We start from the raw sequence: 16,892 nt of genomic DNA, 5'->3' as shown, positions 1-16,892 counted from the left end.
TAGGGTAGCGCCATTCCACGGGAAATGAACCTCATGACCGACACTACTACCCACGGATCGGCTTGCTCGCTGGAGGGACGTGCGTTTCAGGAGCGCCTCACCTGGATTGCGGAATTGAACCGCAAGCATCTGCGCCGTGCTCAACGCCAGGGGACTACGCTGATGCTGACCTATGGTCCGGCCGCGCAGCGCGACGTCGAAGCGTTGATGTCACGCGAGCAAGAATGCTGCGCCTTTCTGGAATTCAGGATCACCCACAGCAGCGAGGAAGTCCGCCTCGACATCACTGTGCCCGACCACGCTTCTCAAGAGGCGGATGCACTGTTGGCTCCTTTTCAAGGCGGCCGATTGGCGACCGGCGCTACGGAATGCTGCGGGACTTGTTCGGTGCCTGTCAGCCCCATAAAAGCCGCACGAATAGCCGGAGTCGCAACGGCCACATCGGCGACGGCAGTAATCGCTTGTGGCGCCTGTTGCCTGCTGCCCCTGGCTTTTCCGGCTGTCGCCGCGACGGCGATCGCAGGTGGGCTGCTGGGGTGGCTGGCCGGCGCGCATGTGTGGCTGACTGTTCTGGCGGTAGTTGCCGTTGTGGGAGCATGGCTGTGGGTATGGAGACAGTCGGTGAAGCACAAGGCGCGACTGGCCAGCTCGACCCTGGGGCTCATGGGGTTGGCAAGTCTGGTGCTGGTTCTTGCGCTCGCGTGGCCGCAGCTTGAGCCCAAGCTGATGGCATGGTTCCTTTGATGACACTAACTTCGGGGGCCAGAGCAATGGATGTCATCCTGCAGAGCACGCTGACGTGTCCGCATTGCGGCCACCAGGTCACTGAAACCATGCCGACCGATGCGTGCCAGTTCTTATACGACTGCAAGGGTTGCGGCGAGCTGTTGCGGCCGAAAGCGGGCGACTGCTGCGTGTTCTGCTCCTACGGCAGCGTGCCGTGTCCGCCGATCCAGCAGCAGAAGTCCTGCTGCGGCTAGCGGGCGCATGACTTGTCGCCCGGCCAGACCGATCGGTAATGACAATAGGTAAACGACTGCGTGGTACCGAAGGGCGTGCGATGCAGTCCGAGCCTGCTCTTACGTGTGCTAAGCGCGTGTAGTAGGGGCGCAGCGTCGTGGCGCAGCACGTTTAGACCACACTGCATTGCCCGGGGGGACCTCGCGGGCCGAAGATAGCGTTGATGACGTGACCGCAGGGTTTCAACGCTCGGGAAGCTTTTGACGTTTCATGGATCCACGGGACGGTGGGTTGCAGGCAATAACTCAACTTGATTTGCATCATGCGGGGGAGCAGCCATTCGCAGGTAGCGCAGCGACAAAGCCGGCATCACCAACAAGTTGAGCAAGGTCGACGTGATTAGCCCACCCAAGATCACGATGGCCATGGGTCCTTCGACCTCGCGTCCCGCCTCGCCGTTACCCAAGGCCAGGGGCAAAAGGCCCAAGCCAGTCACCAGCGCTGTCATCAGGATCGGCGTCAGCCGCTCACGCGCGCCGCGCATGGCGGTAAAGCGATTCCAGTGCGCTCCCTCTTCCAGCACCAGGTGCTCGTAGTGCGAGATCAGCATGATGGTGTTGCGCGCGGAGATGCCGAAGAGCGTCACCAAACCCACCAGCGCCCCGATCGACAGCACGCTGCCCATGGTGGCGGCGGCGGCCACGCCGCCGACCAGGGCAAAGGGCACGTTGACGAGAATCAGCCCCACGCTGCGACGATCGGGAAATGCCATGAACAACAGCGCGATGATGCCGGCGCCGGCCAGGGCCGCATGCCATTCAAGCGCGTGGCGCGCCTGCAGCGTTCCTTCCGCGGCTCCGTGATATTCCAGGTAGTAACCGGTCGGTGGATCGAGCTGTTGAGCAAGCGCGGCACGCGCCTGATCCACGAATCCCACCACATCGGGGTTGGTGGGCCGCACAGCGATTACCTGGCGCCTGCGTCCGCCTTCATGCGAGATGGTCGCGCGCCCCTGCACCAGATCGATATCCGCGATGGCCGCCAGAGGTATGCTCTTGCCTGAGGGCGTGCGCAGCAGCAGGCGGCCAATCGTTTCCGGATCTTGCCGGGATGCCTGATCGAGCACGACACGCACGCCGATGGCCTGTACGCCATCGTAGGTTTCCGTGGCGATGATGCCTTGGTAGGCCATCGCCACCGCATCCAGGACATCGGTCATGCGCATGCCGTAGCGGGCAATCCGGACGGGATCGGGGTGGATCCGCATCGTCGGCGCCGCTGGCGTGGCGGAAAGGTGCACCGAACCTGCACCCGGTATGGTGTTCAGGATATCGACGGCGCGCGTGGAAAGCCTGTCGAGTTCGTCGAGGTCGGGGCCGTAGAGGCTGATGGCCACCGGCGCCGTTTCACCGGATAGTGAATCACCGATGCGGTCGCCGAGAAAGGTGACCACGTCGGCGCTGAGGCCGGGATAGGAACTCGCCACCTTCCGCAGCGATGCTTCGATGCGCAGTTGCTCATGCGCCGAGAGCTTGGGAGCCAGCTCGACATGAAGTTCACCGCGATTGGTAGGCCAGGTATCCACTACCGCCTCCGCGCGTCCCGCCATGAGCGCCGCGGTGCGTACGCCATCGATCTTGAGGACATCCTTGCTGAGCCGTGTGCCAAGTCGGGTCATCTCGGCAAGCGATGTGCCGGGAGGCGCCGTGATCTGCACGACGTAGTGGCCTTCCCGAAAGGTCGGCAACAGTTGTGAACCGAACAGCCAGAGTGAGCCAATGGCGGCGATGCCCAGCAGCGCCGAGAGTGCCAACAGCAAGCGTGGCCTCGGCATGGCCAGGCGCATGCCGCCGTGCTGGATGAGCTTGACGCGCTTGAGCCAATGCGGTTCGTGGTGACGCGCCTCGGGTTTGAGCAGCAACATGCACAGTGCCGGGGTCACGGTCAGCGCCACCAGCAACGACGCGAAGGTCGCCAGCAGGAACGCGCCGGCCATCGGCGCGAAGAAGCTGCCTTGCAGGCCCGGCAACAGCAGGATCGGAACAAACACCAACCCCACCACCAGGGTCGCCAGCACCACCGGGCGACGAACCTCGATCGACGCCGCCAGAATGATGACGGCGCGCGGTCCCGATGGGCCGGCCTGACGCAGGCGCCGCATGATGTTTTCCACATCGATGATGGCATCGTCGACGACGACGCCCAGCGCCACCGCCAAGCCACCCAGGGTCATGGTGTTGATCGTCCACCCCATCCGCTCCATCACCAAGGTGGCGATCGCCAACGACAAGGGAATGCTGACGAACGAAATCAGCGCCGTGCGCCAGTCGCGCAGAAACACGATCAGTACCACCAGCACCAAGACGGCGCCGAACAGCAACGCGTCGCGCATGTGGTTCAGTGCGACCTGGATGAAGCTGGCGGGTCGCTGCAGCTGCGGATAGACCGTCACGCCCTCCGCCTTCAACAGGGGACGCAAACCATCCAGGGCCTTTTCGACGGCGCGCGTCACTTCCAGCGTGTTGGCGCCGTATTGGCTGGTCAGCAGCGAGACGACGCCGGGGCGCCCTTGAATCAGCGCATCACCAAACGCCGGCGCCGCACCCTCCGTCACGGTCGCCACATCGCCCAGCGTGATGTTGCGGCCCATCCGTTGCGTGATGACCGTGCGCGCGAGCTCGGCCGCCCGATGCACCGTGCCGCTCGTTTCCACGATCACGCGCTGGCTCGGCGTATCGATGTATCCGGCGCCCCGCACGCCCGTGGCGGCCGCGGCGGCCAGCCGCACATCTTCCAGCGTCAATCCGAACGTGGCCAGTTGCGCCGGCTTCACATGAATCTGCAGCTCACGAACGCCACCACCAAAATTGGCTATCCCGGCCACACCGGAGACGGCGAGCAGGCGGGGTTTGACGGACCAATCGATCAGCGAACGCAAAGCCACCGGGTCAAGGCGGTCGCTGACGAAGCCGATCTTGAGCAGGTCCATGGTCGAGGACGTCATGGGGCTGATGCGGGGCGCTTGAACACCTTGGGGCAATCCCGCCGCGGCTTCGCTTACGCGTTCACTGAGCATCTGCCGGTCAAGAAAGGGGTCGCTGCCCTCCTCGAACAGGACGGTAATGACCGACAAGCCCTGGATGGACTGCGAGCGAACCGTGATGACGTTGGTGCCGCCGTTGATCGCGTTTTCCATGCGCTGGGTAACCAGCTGCTCCACCTGGGTCGCGGAAAAACCCGGTGCTTCGACTTGGACGGATGCCTGTGGCGGGACGAATTCCGGGAACACGTCGTACTTCGCCCCGCTGAGACTCCCTACGCCGATAGCGAGAAGCAAAAGCCCCAGCAACGCGACCCAGACCGGCCAGCGCAGCGCGCTTCGAATGATGGCAGCAAGCATCAATCACCATCCTGGTCGGTGGGTGATGCTTTCTTCGCTGGGGCTTCGTTTCCGACGGCATCCATCGCCATCAATGCGTTGGCACCGATGGTGACGACGCGCTCACCCGCTTTGAACGGTGCACCGACCAACCATCCCGTATCCAACGCTTGCGACATGGAGATGGCGCGACGTTCGAAATGCGTGGCGTCCACCATCACGAAGACCCACGCCAGCCCGTTCCAGCGGATGATGGCGGCCCTCGGTACGACGACACCGGTATGGCGGTGATCTTGGTCTTCCAGTACGCCCGTTAAAGCCATGCCGGGAACGAGGGCATCACTCGACGCCTCGAGTAGCCAATCCCTTCCGAGGCTCGAAACGCTGCTTGGCAAGGGTCCAAGCACATTCGCCTGCAAAGAGGCGCCATCCGGCAAAGTGATGCGCGCCGTCGTGGGCTTCCAGGACGTCCCCCCTAGGGTTAGCGGCTGTGCGCGAATGAGAACGACACGGCCGCCCACCACCGACTTCACGACTTGCTGCAACGAGGCGTCGTCCATCGACGCCAGGGCATCGCCCCATTCCAGCCGCAACTGGGATCGCAACTGGCGCCAGTGCGCCTGATCCCCCGCCGCCTGCGCACGGGCCGCTTCGGCACTTTTACGCGAAATGTTGCCGTCGGCTTTAAGGAGTACCTCGGATCGCCGGCTTTCCGCCATCGATGCGTTGACCGTCGCGTGCGACGCGATCAGTTCATCCGCCAACTTCGCCAGGGGAGCAGGATCGAGCACCGCGATGGCCACATCGATCGATTGCGGAACGTCACGGGTAACCAGCGTGGTCGTTGCAAGGCCGAGGCTGTCTTGCGCCGTGCGATCGAGTTCGGTGGTGCGTGTTGCCGCAACGCTGCTCGTCACCAGTGCCCATACCAGCACGCCGGCTAGGCACACTCGCCAATAGAAACTTCTCATGGGTGGCTTCCTGGTATGGCCTGAAATGACGTGACTTCAGCCCCATCAAGTGGTGTACGCAGCGCGTCTTCAAGGGCGCCCAGCGCTTGCTGGGCCTGCGCAAGCGTGACAAGTTCGGTCTGCGCCGCCGCCAGGGCGGCCAGCCGGGCATTGAGCACAGCAATGCGATCCTCGGCGCCAAGGACCTTGGCCTGAGTGGCCTGATCGGCGGCGCGACTGGCAAGCTGATGCTCCTGGGTAGCTGCATGCAAACCATGCAAGGCAACCTCCAGTTGCGCTGATGACTGATCGATCTCTTTGCCGATGTCGGCCTGCACGACCTCGACGTGCTTGCCTGCCATTTCGCGGCGCGCTTTAGCCTCGGCAATCGGGCCTTGGTTCCGGTCGAAAATCGGCAGGCTGGTGTTGAACCCAAACGTCAGTTTGCGCATGCCGTGGTCGTAGGTATAGCCAGGTCCCAGTGAGACCTGCGGATATTGCGCGCGTATTTGCTGATGCAGTTCGGTTTCCCGTGTGTCGTATTCCACCAGCGCGCGCTCCAGATCGGCGCGCGACAACAACGCCTGATCGGCCCATTGCTTCAGTTGCGCTGGTGGCGGCGCGACCGGTTGATCGAGGCCATCCCACTCTAACGGCACGTCTTTCAGGGCGCTGGCCTGCACACCGATGGTGCGTGCCAGACGCGCTTGCGCGTCGACGACGCGTTGAGCCGCCACGGCTTCATCGCGCTGCGCCTGTGCCAACGTACGTGCAGCCTGCAGGCGTTCGCCGGGTGACGACTCACCCAGTTGGTAGCGCTGGGCAAAAGACTGTTCCAACTGCATGGCGGCGTCGACTGTCTGCGTCGCGACGGACTCTTGCCGTTGGCCCAGCATCTGGTCGGCCAGGGCGATGCGTATGTCGCGCCAGACCGCCCACACCTTTTCCGCATAGTCGAGACGCGCTGCACGGACACCCGCATTTGCCGCGTCTTCGCGCAACTTGCGCCTCAGCGTTCCATCGATCAGCCAGTCGGTACTTACCCCCCACAACCAGGGTGCACTGCCCGCCTGTGCCTGGGTAAAACGCTCCAGGGCAAGCCCCACTTTGGGATTGGGTAACGCATGCGCCGTCGTGACGGCCGCTACGGATTGAGCCATCTGCGCTCGGGATTCGGCCAGGTCGGGATTGAGCGCGAGCGCGACAGCGAACAATTCGGCCCGGCCATAGGCCGCTGGGGGCCACTGGCCTGCGTCACGTGGCGGCAGGAACGGCTTCACGGTGGCGGCCAGCGACGGGTCGTCCAGGCGGTGCGTTTGCCAATGGGCGCGCAGGGCGGCGGGATCGATAGGGTGCGATTGATAAGTAGCGCAGCCGCAGAGCGCAAGGGTCGCCACGCAAAGGAAGGTTTTCGCAACGGCCCACGTCATGAGGAACCCTCGGCTTGGGGGACAGGAATGCTCACGCGCACGAGAAGGCCGTGGTCGAAGGCGGAATCCAGCAGCTCGATCGATGCGCCATGCAATTGCGCAGCACGCTGCACGATGGACAGTCCCAATCCGTAGCCGTCGCCACGCCCGGACGATTCGCGATGGAAACGTGCAAAGACGGCCGCGCGGCGCTCTAGCGGGATGCCGGGACCGTCGTCCATCACGTCGATAAGGATGGCCTGCGCCCCTCGGGTCAGACACACCACCACTTGCCCACCCACCGAGACATGGCGCAGCGCGTTCTCGATCAGGTTGCGCAATAGCGCGATCAAGGCCACTTCATAGCCGTTCACATACAGTGCCGTCGATCCACCCACAAGACTCAGTTCGACGCCGCTCACTTCAATCTGCGGAGCCAATTCTTCAATGACGCCGGTGGTCATAGCCACGAGATCGACTTTGGTGCTGCCTTCCGAGGCCGCGCCCGCCTCTACGCGCGCCAGCGCCAACAACTGATCGACACGACGGCTGAGCTCGGTCAAACCATGTTGTGCGCTGACAAACGAAGGCGACACAAAGCGGGGATCGCCGGTGGCAAGGGCATTCTCCATATGCAGCATGGTGGCGGCCAGCGGAGTGCGCAGTTCGTGTGCCACATCGGCACTGAACCGACGCTCCCGTTCCAGGGCGTCTACGGACCGATCAAGCATCGTGTTGAGGCCGGAGAGCACGGGTTGCAACTCGCGGGGTGCCGGTTGCAGGGTCATCGGCGTACGGTCGCCGGGTTCGCGTCGTTTCAAGATGCGGGCCAGGGCCTCAAGCGGGCGCAAGCCATGGCGAACGGCCCAAGCCATCAATAAGGCCAGCAGGGGCAACCCGAGTGCCAACGGGATGACGTATTGCGCCTTGAGTGTTTGCTCTATCTCTTGGCGGCTATCTTGCCGTTCGCCGACTCGAATGGTGAGATTGCCTGCCGCTTCCCTCAACGTGAACATGCGCCAGACTTCGCCATCCACCTGAATGTCTTCGAACGTATTTGAAGCCCTGGACGGCAGGGATGGCGTTGCAAAATTGGTGGTGGCCAGCTTGATCTTTCCTGTCGCGTCGACCACCTGAAACCCTACCTCGGGTTCGCAGCTGGTCCCTTGAATCGGACAACGATGGCCATGGGTGCCCACAACGGGCACCCGTGTATTGGAATCGATGCCGTCACCGCGCAAAGCATCAATCCCCGCATGGCGGATCAGTACATCGAGCGTCCGTGCAGACTGCGCCAGACGCCCATCGGAAAGCTCGTTCATTTCCTGCAAGGTGCGGTGATAGCTCAATACGGCCATGGGCAACAGCACGGCGATCATCACGGCGATGATCAACCAGCCCAGACGCGCCCGCAGGCTCATGGAAGTCATTGCGGTTCACGCACGATCATGTAGCCGACACCCCGAACCGTGCGGATCAACTCGGGGCTCAACTTGCGCCGAAGCGCGTGGATCTTGACCTCCAACGCATTGCTTTCAACGCCGCCTTCCAATCCGTAGAGGGCGGTCTCCAGCACGTCGCGTCGAACGATGCGACCCGCACGCTCCATCAACAGCCTCAGCAACGCGAGTTCACGACGTGCCAAGGGGATGCGGTGACCTCGAAATTCGGCTTCGTTGGTACCCAGGTCAAGCCACAGCTCGCCTGCCTGGATGCGATTGTCGGCCAAGCCATGCATCCGCCGGGTCAGCGAGCGGATGCGTGCGCCCAACTCGTCAAGATGAAACGGTTTCACCAGATAGTCGTCAGCACCCGCATCGAGCCCGCGAATGCGCTCTTCCAAGGCGTCACGCGCCGTGATGATCAGGACAGGTGTCTTTACGTGGGCGCGACGCACCTCGGCGAGCACATCCAGGCCGTCCTTGCCGGGAATCCCCAGATCGAGCAGCACGAGATCCGCGATTTCATCGCGCATCGCGGCCGCCGCCAGACGACCGTCACGCAACCAGGTGACGGCGTGTGACCAGCGGGTCAAGGCTTGCTCGATGGCTTGCCCGAGCGATTCGTCATCTTCGACAAGAATCACGTGCATGACCGGCCTCCCGAAAAGGATCTGGCGGCATGGCGAAACGACCATCGAGTGAGTGCAAGAAAAGGCATGTCCTCGACATCTTGTTTGTCGCACCTTACGTTTTTCTTAAATCTGGGGCGGACACCATCGTCAAGGCACGAGAGGGAGGCTCTGACGGGTCCGTTTGAGCCTGCCGCCCGCCCAATGGCTCCGCGCCAACTCAGATACCGTCCGAACGCTTGTCCGCGCTCGGTTGTCATGCCTCTTATCAGGGTGTGGCTTCTCTGGCCAATCGATGCTCATCGCGCGCGGCTGTCCAAACTTCGCGTGCCGCATCGGCATTCACCACCATGATGCCAAGTCCAACGATGAGGTCGGGCCATGCGGACGGGTGGACACGGGTCACCAATGCGGCAAGCACGATCGCCACATTGGCGAAAACGTCATTGCGCGCGGAAAGGAAGGCGGCGCGCGTCAAGCTCCCACGATGACTTCGATAACGCGTCAGCATCAACGCACAGGCGAGGTTCACCAGCATCGCGCCCAATGCAGTCATCGACAACGGTATCGGCGCGGGAGGGACAGGCACCTGGAATTTGCCCCATGCCGCCCATAGCGTCGCCAGCGCCGGAACGAGCAGGATCCCGGCGAGTGTCATGCCCACGCGAGATCGTGCCTTCAGCGACCAGCCAAAGGCGGCCCAGATGAGCAGGTTTACAGAAGTGTCTTCCAGAAAATCGATGCTGTCGGCGAACAGGGAAACTGAGCCGATAGCCAGGGCTACAGCAAACTCGATACCGAAATAACCCAGGTTGAGCAGCGCCACGATGAGAACGACACGGCGGAGAGAGGCGTGCGCCTCGGTGTCAAGAACAGGTGGCATCAGATGGATTCCTGCGAGCGGATGGCTTTTCAGATCGTAACCTGATCCTACGGAGTACGCGTCCACAAGCCAGCGGTTTGCACCTACCCATGCTGGAAGAAAGTGAGCCTCCTCCCATGCGGTAAGAAAACCATAAGGCTGGACACCAATCATGCCGATACCGAATGGCCTTTGCTGGTTGAGATGACTCGTTCTTTACCTCATACGCACGAAATACGGCCCCACGCTCCTTCGGTGGATTTCCGTCATCGAGTGGTGGCCAAGGTGTTCGGGCGGTTGATCCGGTCGGTCGAACGCGACCTATGCGCTCCGGGAACCTTGCCGGCACGCGGTATCCATCGCGTTCTGGTGTGTCGACCAAACCACCGCCTGGGCAATGCTGTCCTGATCAGCCCGCTGATGGCAGAGCTTGAAAGGATTTATCCGGGCGCGGAGATCGACATCGTGACGGGCGGCCGCGCTGCAGAGTCGCTGTTCTCGACACGTTTCAACGTGCGCAGCGTCATCTGCCTTCCGCGACGCGTCGCCCGACATCTGTGGACGACTATGGGCCTGCTCAGGCAGCTTCGGCTGTCGTCCTATGACTTGGCGATTGACGCCTGCATCGGCTCGCAATCCGGACGCCTGTTGCTTGCTTGGGTTCGCGCTCGTTACAAGGTCGGATTCCCAGCGTCATCATGGGATGGCGATCAGGTGAACAAGACTGATCCTTCGTGCCCGGAGCATATGGCGAAGCGAAGCGTATTCCTTTTGCACCAAGCCCTTGGTAAAAAGGTTGAACCTATCTATCCACCTCTGGATATAAAGCTCAGTGACGTCGAACGTGCCCGGGGCCAGGAAGCGCTCACTGCCATTCTGGGGAAGATGGCGTCGGAGCAAAGCAAAAAGGTGGTGGGCGTATTTGCGAACGCCACTGGAGCCAAGCGCTACGACGGACATTGGTGGCAGCTGTTCCTGATCGCACTTCAGCTACGTCATCCGGACATTATCGTTGTCGACGTCCTCGCTGAGCATGGCGCCTCGCAGCTGGGCGGCAGTTTCGTCTCGTTCTACACCCGCGATGTGCGCAAGCTCGCCGCTGTCATCGCCAATATGGATGGCTTCATCAGTGCAGACTGTGGGGTCATGCACGTTGCTGCGGCTAGTGGCACACCTACCTACGGCTTGTTTTCGGTCACTGACGAAGCCAAATACGCACCGTATGGGCGCGGCAGCGGCGGCATCGATACGCGAAATCTAAGTGCTACGGAGGCAGCCGCGGCTGTCGGTTGGCTTTTTTCCGGTGCATGTCGCGTGGAGACCGCGGGCGCCGGCATGGTAGACCTCGGCGGTGTGCCACATCGCTTCGAACCTGCCAAGAGCGAACTCAGCGATCGCCTGTCAGAGGAGCGCTGACTCCGGTTGCATGCGGGCGTAGCACTCGCTGAAGGGAGGTGGCCAATGCCTAATCGCCATGGTGTCATCAGTATCTCAATAGCCTTGGTGCTGGCGATGTGCACCACGGGTTGCGTTCACCTTTTCCGCGACCACCCGAATCAATGGTGGGCTGCGTCCATAACGGACATTGTCCGTCAGTCTAAGATCCCACCCAAAGTCGATCGTCACTGCGTGAGCGTTTCCGAGAAAGAAGGCGAGACGCTACACGGCACCATTGTTGTTGCAAGCATTCGAATGGGGCGCCGAATACCCTCGTATAAGCTGGCCTTTCCGCTCGATGGTCGGCAGTTTTTGCGTGTCGGCGCCCGTGTCTTAGTGCAACCATCGTCTTGCAACATTGAGCCTGTCAGTCATTCCTCGTAGGCGTGTCGTGCCATTGGATGCCGGTGCGCATTTGGACTGGACCTGACGCTCACGAGGAAACAACGGCAGACGCCTCGAGGCGGTGAAACCAGCCTCAGCTGTCCAGCATGCCCAGTCCATCCATCGCGATGGCTCCCGGCATGTCGCCGGGATAGTGCACGCCCAGATAGATGCGGACCCATGTCATGGGCAGACCGAGCAGTGCAATCCCGATGCCCCAAGCTCGGCTGCGTCGATACAGCAACAGCATGCGGGCGACCACCGACTGCACGGTCAGGTGGTCGCTTGGAAAGCTGCCGGTCGCCGCATGGAAACCCATGTGGGGAATCAAGCCCAACAAGTCGTATCCACAAACAACAACGGCTGGCATACCTAATGGCATACCAGCCGCTTTTACTTACAAAAAAAGCCATGATAATCATGGCCTTAGTTGCTTTATATGGCGGAGAGAGAGGGATTCGAACCCTCGATAAGGCTTTTGACCCTATACTCCCTTAGCAGGGGAGCCCCTTCGGCCACTCGGGCATCTCTCCGGGGTTTTCTTCGCACAGCTGCGGAGCCGGCAAGGATACCGACCGACGCGGTCGAGGTAAAGCCTTAATTCACACGATCAATGTTCGCTGGAATCGTCGGCGGGCGTGCCACTGGTGTCGTGTTCGCCCTTGATCCGCTGGTAGATCTCTTCGCGATGGACGGCCACGGTCTTCGGCGCATTGATGCCGATGCGTACCTGATTGCCTTTCACGCCAAGAACGGTAACGGTCACCTCGTCACCGATCATCAGGGTTTCACCGACCCTGCGGGTCAGAATCAACATGATTGCTACTCCATAATGCTGTTGGTCACAGGCCTGCGAATCGACGGAACCTCACCCCTGAGCACCGCCCTTCCACAGTTCGACGATTGATCCGTCGAAGGCCCTACCGCCTTCCCGGCTCACAGCCAAAACACTCCTGAGCGTCCTGACTGGCGACACGACCGTTCCCGGTAGCATCGACACCTGGCCGATAGTACTTGAGCCTTATTCGTAAGCGCAACGCGTCCGGATCCTGCCAAACGGCCCGCCGTTCATGCTCCAAACGGAGCTACTGGGCCGCGATCCACTCGGGCAGGGCAGACAGGATCGCCGGCAGGTTTGGCGCGTCGGTTCCGCCGCCCTGGGCCATGTCCGGGCGCCCACCACCCTTGCCGTCGATTTGTGCGGCGACATGCGCCACCACGCCACCGGCCTTGATCCGGCCCAGCGCCTTGCCGTGCACGCCGGCGATCAGCGAGACACGGCCATCGGCCGCGCCGGCCAGCAGGATCACGCAGTCGCCCAGCTGCTGCTTGAGCTGGTCCACGCTGTCGCGCAGCGACTTCGCATCCAGCCCTTCCAACCGCGCGGCGACTACCTTGATGCCATCGACATCGCGGGCGGAACCAGCCAGATCGGCCGTGGCGGAACCTGCCGCCTTGCTGCGCAGCGATTCCAGCTCGCGTTCCAGCTTCTTCTGGCGATCGAACAGCTGGCGCAGCTTTTCCACCGCCTCGTCGCCGCTGCTGGAAAGCAGTTGCGAGAACTCGGCCAGGCGACGCTCCTCGTCGGCCACCCAGGCCAGCGCGCCGGCGCCGGTGACTGCCTCGATGCGGCGCACGCCGGAAGCCACGCCGGCTTCGCTGACGATCTTGAACAGGCCGATGTCGCCGGTGCGCCCGACGTGGGTGCCGCCGCACAGCTCGGTGGAGAAGTCGCCCATCTTCAGCACGCGCACTTCGTCGCCGTACTTCTCGCCGAACAGGGCCATCGCACCGAACTCGATCGCCTGGTCGTAGCCCATGTTGTGCACTTCGGCGACCGCGTTGCGGCGCACTTCGTCGTTCACCAGCGCCTCGACCCGGGCCAGCTCGTCATGGCTCATCGGCTTGAAGTGCGAAAAGTCGAAACGCAGGCGTTCCGGTGCCACCAGCGAACCCTTCTGCGTGACATGGGTGCCCAGCACCTGGCGCAGCGCCGCGTGCAGCAGGTGGGTGGCCGAATGGTTGAGCACGATCGCCTGGCGCCGCGATACGTCCACCTGGCTCTCGACCACGTCGCCGGTGCGCAGCGGCTGCCCGCCATGCCAGCGGCCGGCGTGGCCGAAGAACACGCCGCCCATCTTCAGCGTATCGCCCACCTCGAAGCGGCCGACGGCATTGGACAGCGTGCCGGTATCGCCGACCTGGCCGCCCGACTCGGCGTAGAGCGGCGTGCGATCGAGGATCACGAGGCCCTCTTCGCCTTCGCCCAGCTGCTCGACCTGCTTGCCGCCACGCACGATGCCGAGCACCTTGCTGCCGCTGGCCTGCAGTGCGTCGTAGCCTAGAAATCTCGTGGGCTGCAGTTGACTGGCCAGCTCAGCCGGCATCTGCCCCTTGGCCTCGAACTTGCCTGCGGCGCGGGCGCGCTCGCGCTGTTCGTTCATGGCCTGCTCGAAGCCGGCCATGTCCACTTCGAGCCCGCGTTCGCGCGCGATATCCGCGGTGAGGTCGACCGGGAAGCCGTAGGTGTCGTACAGGCGGAACGCATCGACACCCGGGATGGTTTTGCCCGCCTTCGTCGCGACTTCATCGAACAGGCGCATGCCATGCTCCAGCGTCTCGCCGAAGCGGTGTTCCTCGGTGCGCAGCGCGTCCTCGACGAAGGCCTGCTTCGCCGGCAGCTCGGGATAGGCCTGGCCCATTTCCTCGACCAGCGGCTGCACCATCTTCCAGAAGAAGTCGCCGCGCACGCCGAGCATCCAGCCGTGCCGCAAGGCGCGGCGGATGATCCGGCGCAGCACGTAGCCGCGGCCTTCGTTGGACGGCAGCACGCCGTCGACGATCAGGAAGGAACAGGCGCGGATATGGTCGGCGATCACCCGCAGCGACTTGTTGCCCAGGTCCTGCGTGCCGGTCAGCTCGCCGGCGACGCGGATCAGGTGCGCGAACAGGTCGATCTCGTAGTTCGAATGCACGTGCTGCAGCACCGCGGCGAGACGCTCCAGGCCCATGCCGGTGTCCACGCATGGCGCCGGCAGCGGGCTCAGCGTGCCGTCGGGCGCGCGGTCGAACTGCATGAACACCAGGTTCCAGATCTCGATGTAGCGGTCGCCGTCCTCGTCCGGCGAACCGGGCGGGCCACCGGCAATCTCCGCGCCGTGGTCGTAGAAGATCTCGGTGCACGGGCCGCACGGGCCGGTGTCGGCCATCTGCCAGAAATTGTCGGACGCATACGGCGCGCCCTTGTTGTCGCCGATACGCACGATGCGTTCGGCCGGTACGCCGACCTGCTTGTGCCAGATGTCGAAGGCTTCGTCGTCGGTGTGATAGACGGTGACCCACAGCTTGTCCGCCGGCAGCTTGAACACGCTGGTCAGCAATTCCCATGCGAAAAGAATCGCGTCGCGCTTGAAGTAGTCGCCGAACGACCAGTTGCCCAGCATCTCGAAGAAGGTGTGATGGCGCGCGGTATAGCCCACGGCGTCCAGGTCGTTGTGCTTGCCGCCGGCGCGCAGGCAGCGCTGCACGTCGGCCGCGCGCACGTAGGACAGTTTTTCGCTGCCCAGGAACACGTTCTTGAACTGCACCATGCCCGAATTGGTGAACAGCAGGGTCGGGTCGCTGGCCGGCACCAGCGAGCTGGACGGCACGATGGTGTGGCCCTTGGAGCGGAAGTAGTCGAGGAAGGCGGAGCGGATGTCGGAGGTCTTCATGCGGATCAAAGGTGGCAGGCGATAAAGGCCACGCCGCGGCCCGGCCGATCGACCCGTCAACCCGTCATCCTCGGAGGGCGGATTTCAGGAAATATCGTCGGCTTCGTCCACATCGGCGTGGGTAACACTCCGTACTGTGGCGGCGGCAAAGCCGCGGCGCAAGAGGAATTGCGCCCGCCGGGCACGCTCGGCGGGGTCTGCCGTGCCTGCGCCGCCGTAGCGGCGGCGCAGCTGGGCGGCGGCCGAGGCCTCCCAGTCGACCTCGGCCGCGTCCAGCAGCTCGCGAATGCGCGCATCGGCCAGGCCGTGGCTTTTCAGCTCCACGCGCAGGCGCAGCGGGCCGTAACCCTGGGCGATGCGGCTACGCAGCAGCACTTCGGCGAAACGATTGTCGTCCTGGTAATGCTGCTCGCCGAGGCGGTCCAGCGCCGCGGCAGCTTCATCGCCCTGGTACCCACCCTGGCGCAGCTTGGTCTTCAGCTCCTTGCGCGAGTGCTCGCGGCGCGCCAGCAGGCCCAGCGCCTTGTCGTACGCGCTGCGCTTCGGCCGGGCCGGATCGTCCTTGCCGGGCGGGCGCTTCATGGCCACGCAAACGGACATGGCCCGGACGAGCCGGGCCATGTCTTGTGCCGGGAAAAGCCAGCGATCACCGCTCAGACTTCCTCGAGCGCCTCTTCCGGCGCGGCGGGTGCCGGCTTGCCGACCGGCACCAGCAGGCGTTCGCGCAGCTGCTTGTCGATCTCGTTGGCGATCGCCGGGTTGTCGCGCAGGAACTGGCGCACGTTCTCCTTGCCCTGGCCGATGCGGTCGCCGTTGTAGCTGTACCAGGCGCCGGACTTGTCGATCAGGTTCTGCGCCACGCCCAGTTCGATGATCTCGCCCTCGCGCGAAGTGCCCTCGCCGTACAGGATCTCGAATTCGCACTGGCGGAACGGCGGCGCCACCTTGTTCTTGACCACCTTGACGCGGGTTTCCGAGCCGATGATCTCGTCGCCCTTCTTCACCGCGCCGATGCGGCGGATGTCCAGGCGCACCGAGGCGTAGAACTTCAGCGCGTTGCCGCCGGTGGTGGTTTCCGGGCTGCCGAACATCACGCCGATCTTCATGCGGATCTGGTTGATGAAGATCACCAGGCAGCCGGATTTCTTGATGTTGGCGGTGAGCTTGCGCAGCGCCTGGCTCATCAGGCGGGCATGCAGGCCGACGTGGGAATCGCCCATCTCGCCTTCGATTTCCGCCTTCGGGGTCAACGCGGCGACCGAGTCGACCACGACCATGTCGACCGCGCCGGAACGCACCAGCATGTCGGCGATTTCCAGCGCCTGCTCGCCGGTATCCGGCTGCGACACCAGCAGGTCGTCGACCTTGACGCCGAGCTTTTCGGCGTAGGTCGGATCGAGCGCGTGCTCGGCGTCGATGAACGCGGCGGTGCCACCAGCACGCTGGCAACTGGCGATCGCCTGCAGCGTCATGGTGGTCTTGCCGGACGACTCCGGCCCGTAGATCTCGACCACGCGGCCGCGCGGCAGGCCGCCGACGCCAAGCGCGATGTCCAGCCCCAGCGAGCCGGTGGAGACCGTCTCGATCGCCTCGTTGACGCGGTCGCCCATGCGCATCACGGCGCCTTTGCCGAACTGCTTTTCGATCTGGCCGAGGGCGGAGGTGAGCGCCTTGCGCTTGTTGTCATCCATCGTCTTGTGTTCCGGTTGGGCTGTGAATGGGGAGCA

The 16,892-nt window shown here is 63.2% G+C and carries 14 protein-coding genes and 1 tRNA gene; 3 read left to right on the top strand and 12 right to left on the bottom strand.

Annotated features, from left to right (window positions below):
* Window positions 1-33 precede the first annotated feature (33 nt).
* Entirely contained in the window at window positions 34-744 is a 711-nt protein-coding gene (locus QQA13_RS05195) for a hypothetical protein (protein WP_159082233.1), read from the top strand.
* A 26-nt stretch (window positions 745-770) separates the two neighbouring features.
* Window positions 771-980, top strand: a complete 210-nt coding sequence (locus QQA13_RS05190) for a GDCCVxC domain-containing (seleno)protein (protein WP_108473133.1) — start codon at window positions 771-773, stop codon at window positions 978-980.
* Between the two features lie 248 nt (window positions 981-1,228).
* Here QQA13_RS05190 and QQA13_RS05185 read toward each other — a convergent pair whose 3' ends face one another.
* From QQA13_RS05185 to QQA13_RS05160, 6 genes are all read right to left on the bottom strand, one after another.
* Complete coding sequence (locus tag QQA13_RS05185) at window positions 1,229-4,360, bottom strand: efflux RND transporter permease subunit (protein ID WP_108473132.1); 3,132 nt, start codon at window positions 4,358-4,360, stop codon at window positions 1,229-1,231.
* Window positions 4,360-5,310 (bottom strand): hypothetical protein, encoded by a 951-nt coding sequence (locus QQA13_RS05180; protein ID WP_108473131.1) that lies wholly within the window; start codon window positions 5,308-5,310, stop codon window positions 4,360-4,362. Before QQA13_RS05180 ends, QQA13_RS05185 begins: the two co-directional genes overlap by 1 nt.
* Window positions 5,307-6,719, bottom strand: a complete 1,413-nt coding sequence (locus QQA13_RS05175; protein WP_108473130.1) for a TolC family protein — start codon at window positions 6,717-6,719, stop codon at window positions 5,307-5,309. Before QQA13_RS05175 ends, QQA13_RS05180 begins: the two co-directional genes overlap by 4 nt.
* The gene (locus tag QQA13_RS05170; RefSeq protein WP_108473129.1) at window positions 6,716-8,128 is read right to left on the bottom strand and encodes an ATP-binding protein; all 1,413 of its coding nucleotides are present in this window, start codon (window positions 8,126-8,128) and stop codon (window positions 6,716-6,718) included. The genes QQA13_RS05175 and QQA13_RS05170 overlap by 4 nt, the downstream gene beginning before the upstream one ends.
* Window positions 8,125-8,790, bottom strand: a complete 666-nt coding sequence (locus QQA13_RS05165; RefSeq protein ID WP_108473167.1) for a response regulator — start codon at window positions 8,788-8,790, stop codon at window positions 8,125-8,127. Before QQA13_RS05165 ends, QQA13_RS05170 begins: the two co-directional genes overlap by 4 nt.
* A gap of 247 nt (window positions 8,791-9,037) precedes the next feature.
* Window positions 9,038-9,805 (bottom strand): cation transporter, encoded by a 768-nt coding sequence (locus tag QQA13_RS05160; protein WP_234411405.1) that lies wholly within the window; start codon window positions 9,803-9,805, stop codon window positions 9,038-9,040.
* Between the two features lie 81 nt (window positions 9,806-9,886).
* On the opposite strand from QQA13_RS05160, the gene QQA13_RS05155 reads away from it, so the two are divergent.
* Window positions 9,887-11,047, top strand: a complete 1,161-nt coding sequence (locus QQA13_RS05155; protein ID WP_234411404.1) for a glycosyltransferase family 9 protein — start codon at window positions 9,887-9,889, stop codon at window positions 11,045-11,047.
* Between the two features lie 499 nt (window positions 11,048-11,546).
* On the opposite strand, the gene QQA13_RS05150 is transcribed toward QQA13_RS05155, so the two are convergent.
* The 6 genes from QQA13_RS05150 to recA form a co-directional block, all read right to left on the bottom strand.
* Window positions 11,547-11,771 (bottom strand): phosphatase PAP2 family protein, encoded by a 225-nt coding sequence (locus QQA13_RS05150; protein WP_234411403.1) that lies wholly within the window; start codon window positions 11,769-11,771, stop codon window positions 11,547-11,549.
* A 121-nt stretch (window positions 11,772-11,892) separates the two neighbouring features.
* Window positions 11,893-11,985: transfer RNA gene (locus QQA13_RS05145), tRNA-Ser, on the bottom strand.
* 77 nt (window positions 11,986-12,062) lie between these two features.
* The gene (gene csrA, locus QQA13_RS05140) at window positions 12,063-12,269 is read right to left on the bottom strand and encodes a carbon storage regulator CsrA (protein ID WP_108473126.1); all 207 of its coding nucleotides are present in this window, start codon (window positions 12,267-12,269) and stop codon (window positions 12,063-12,065) included.
* A gap of 268 nt (window positions 12,270-12,537) precedes the next feature.
* On the bottom strand, window positions 12,538-15,165 hold the full coding sequence (gene alaS / locus QQA13_RS05135) for an alanine--tRNA ligase (protein WP_108473125.1): 2,628 nt from the start codon (window positions 15,163-15,165) through the stop codon (window positions 12,538-12,540).
* Between the two features lie 84 nt (window positions 15,166-15,249).
* Window positions 15,250-15,786 (bottom strand): regulatory protein RecX, encoded by a 537-nt coding sequence (locus tag QQA13_RS05130; protein WP_108473124.1) that lies wholly within the window; start codon window positions 15,784-15,786, stop codon window positions 15,250-15,252.
* A gap of 32 nt (window positions 15,787-15,818) precedes the next feature.
* Window positions 15,819-16,856, bottom strand: a complete 1,038-nt coding sequence (gene recA, locus QQA13_RS05125) for a recombinase RecA (RefSeq protein ID WP_108473123.1) — start codon at window positions 16,854-16,856, stop codon at window positions 15,819-15,821.
* Window positions 16,857-16,892 lie beyond the last annotated feature (36 nt).

The organism is Rhodanobacter thiooxydans (assembly GCF_030291135.1).
Lineage (GTDB): Bacteria > Pseudomonadota > Gammaproteobacteria > Xanthomonadales > Rhodanobacteraceae > Rhodanobacter > Rhodanobacter thiooxydans_A.
Note: the sequence above shows the minus strand (reverse complement) of the source record. Positions and strands in the feature narration are given on the sequence as shown.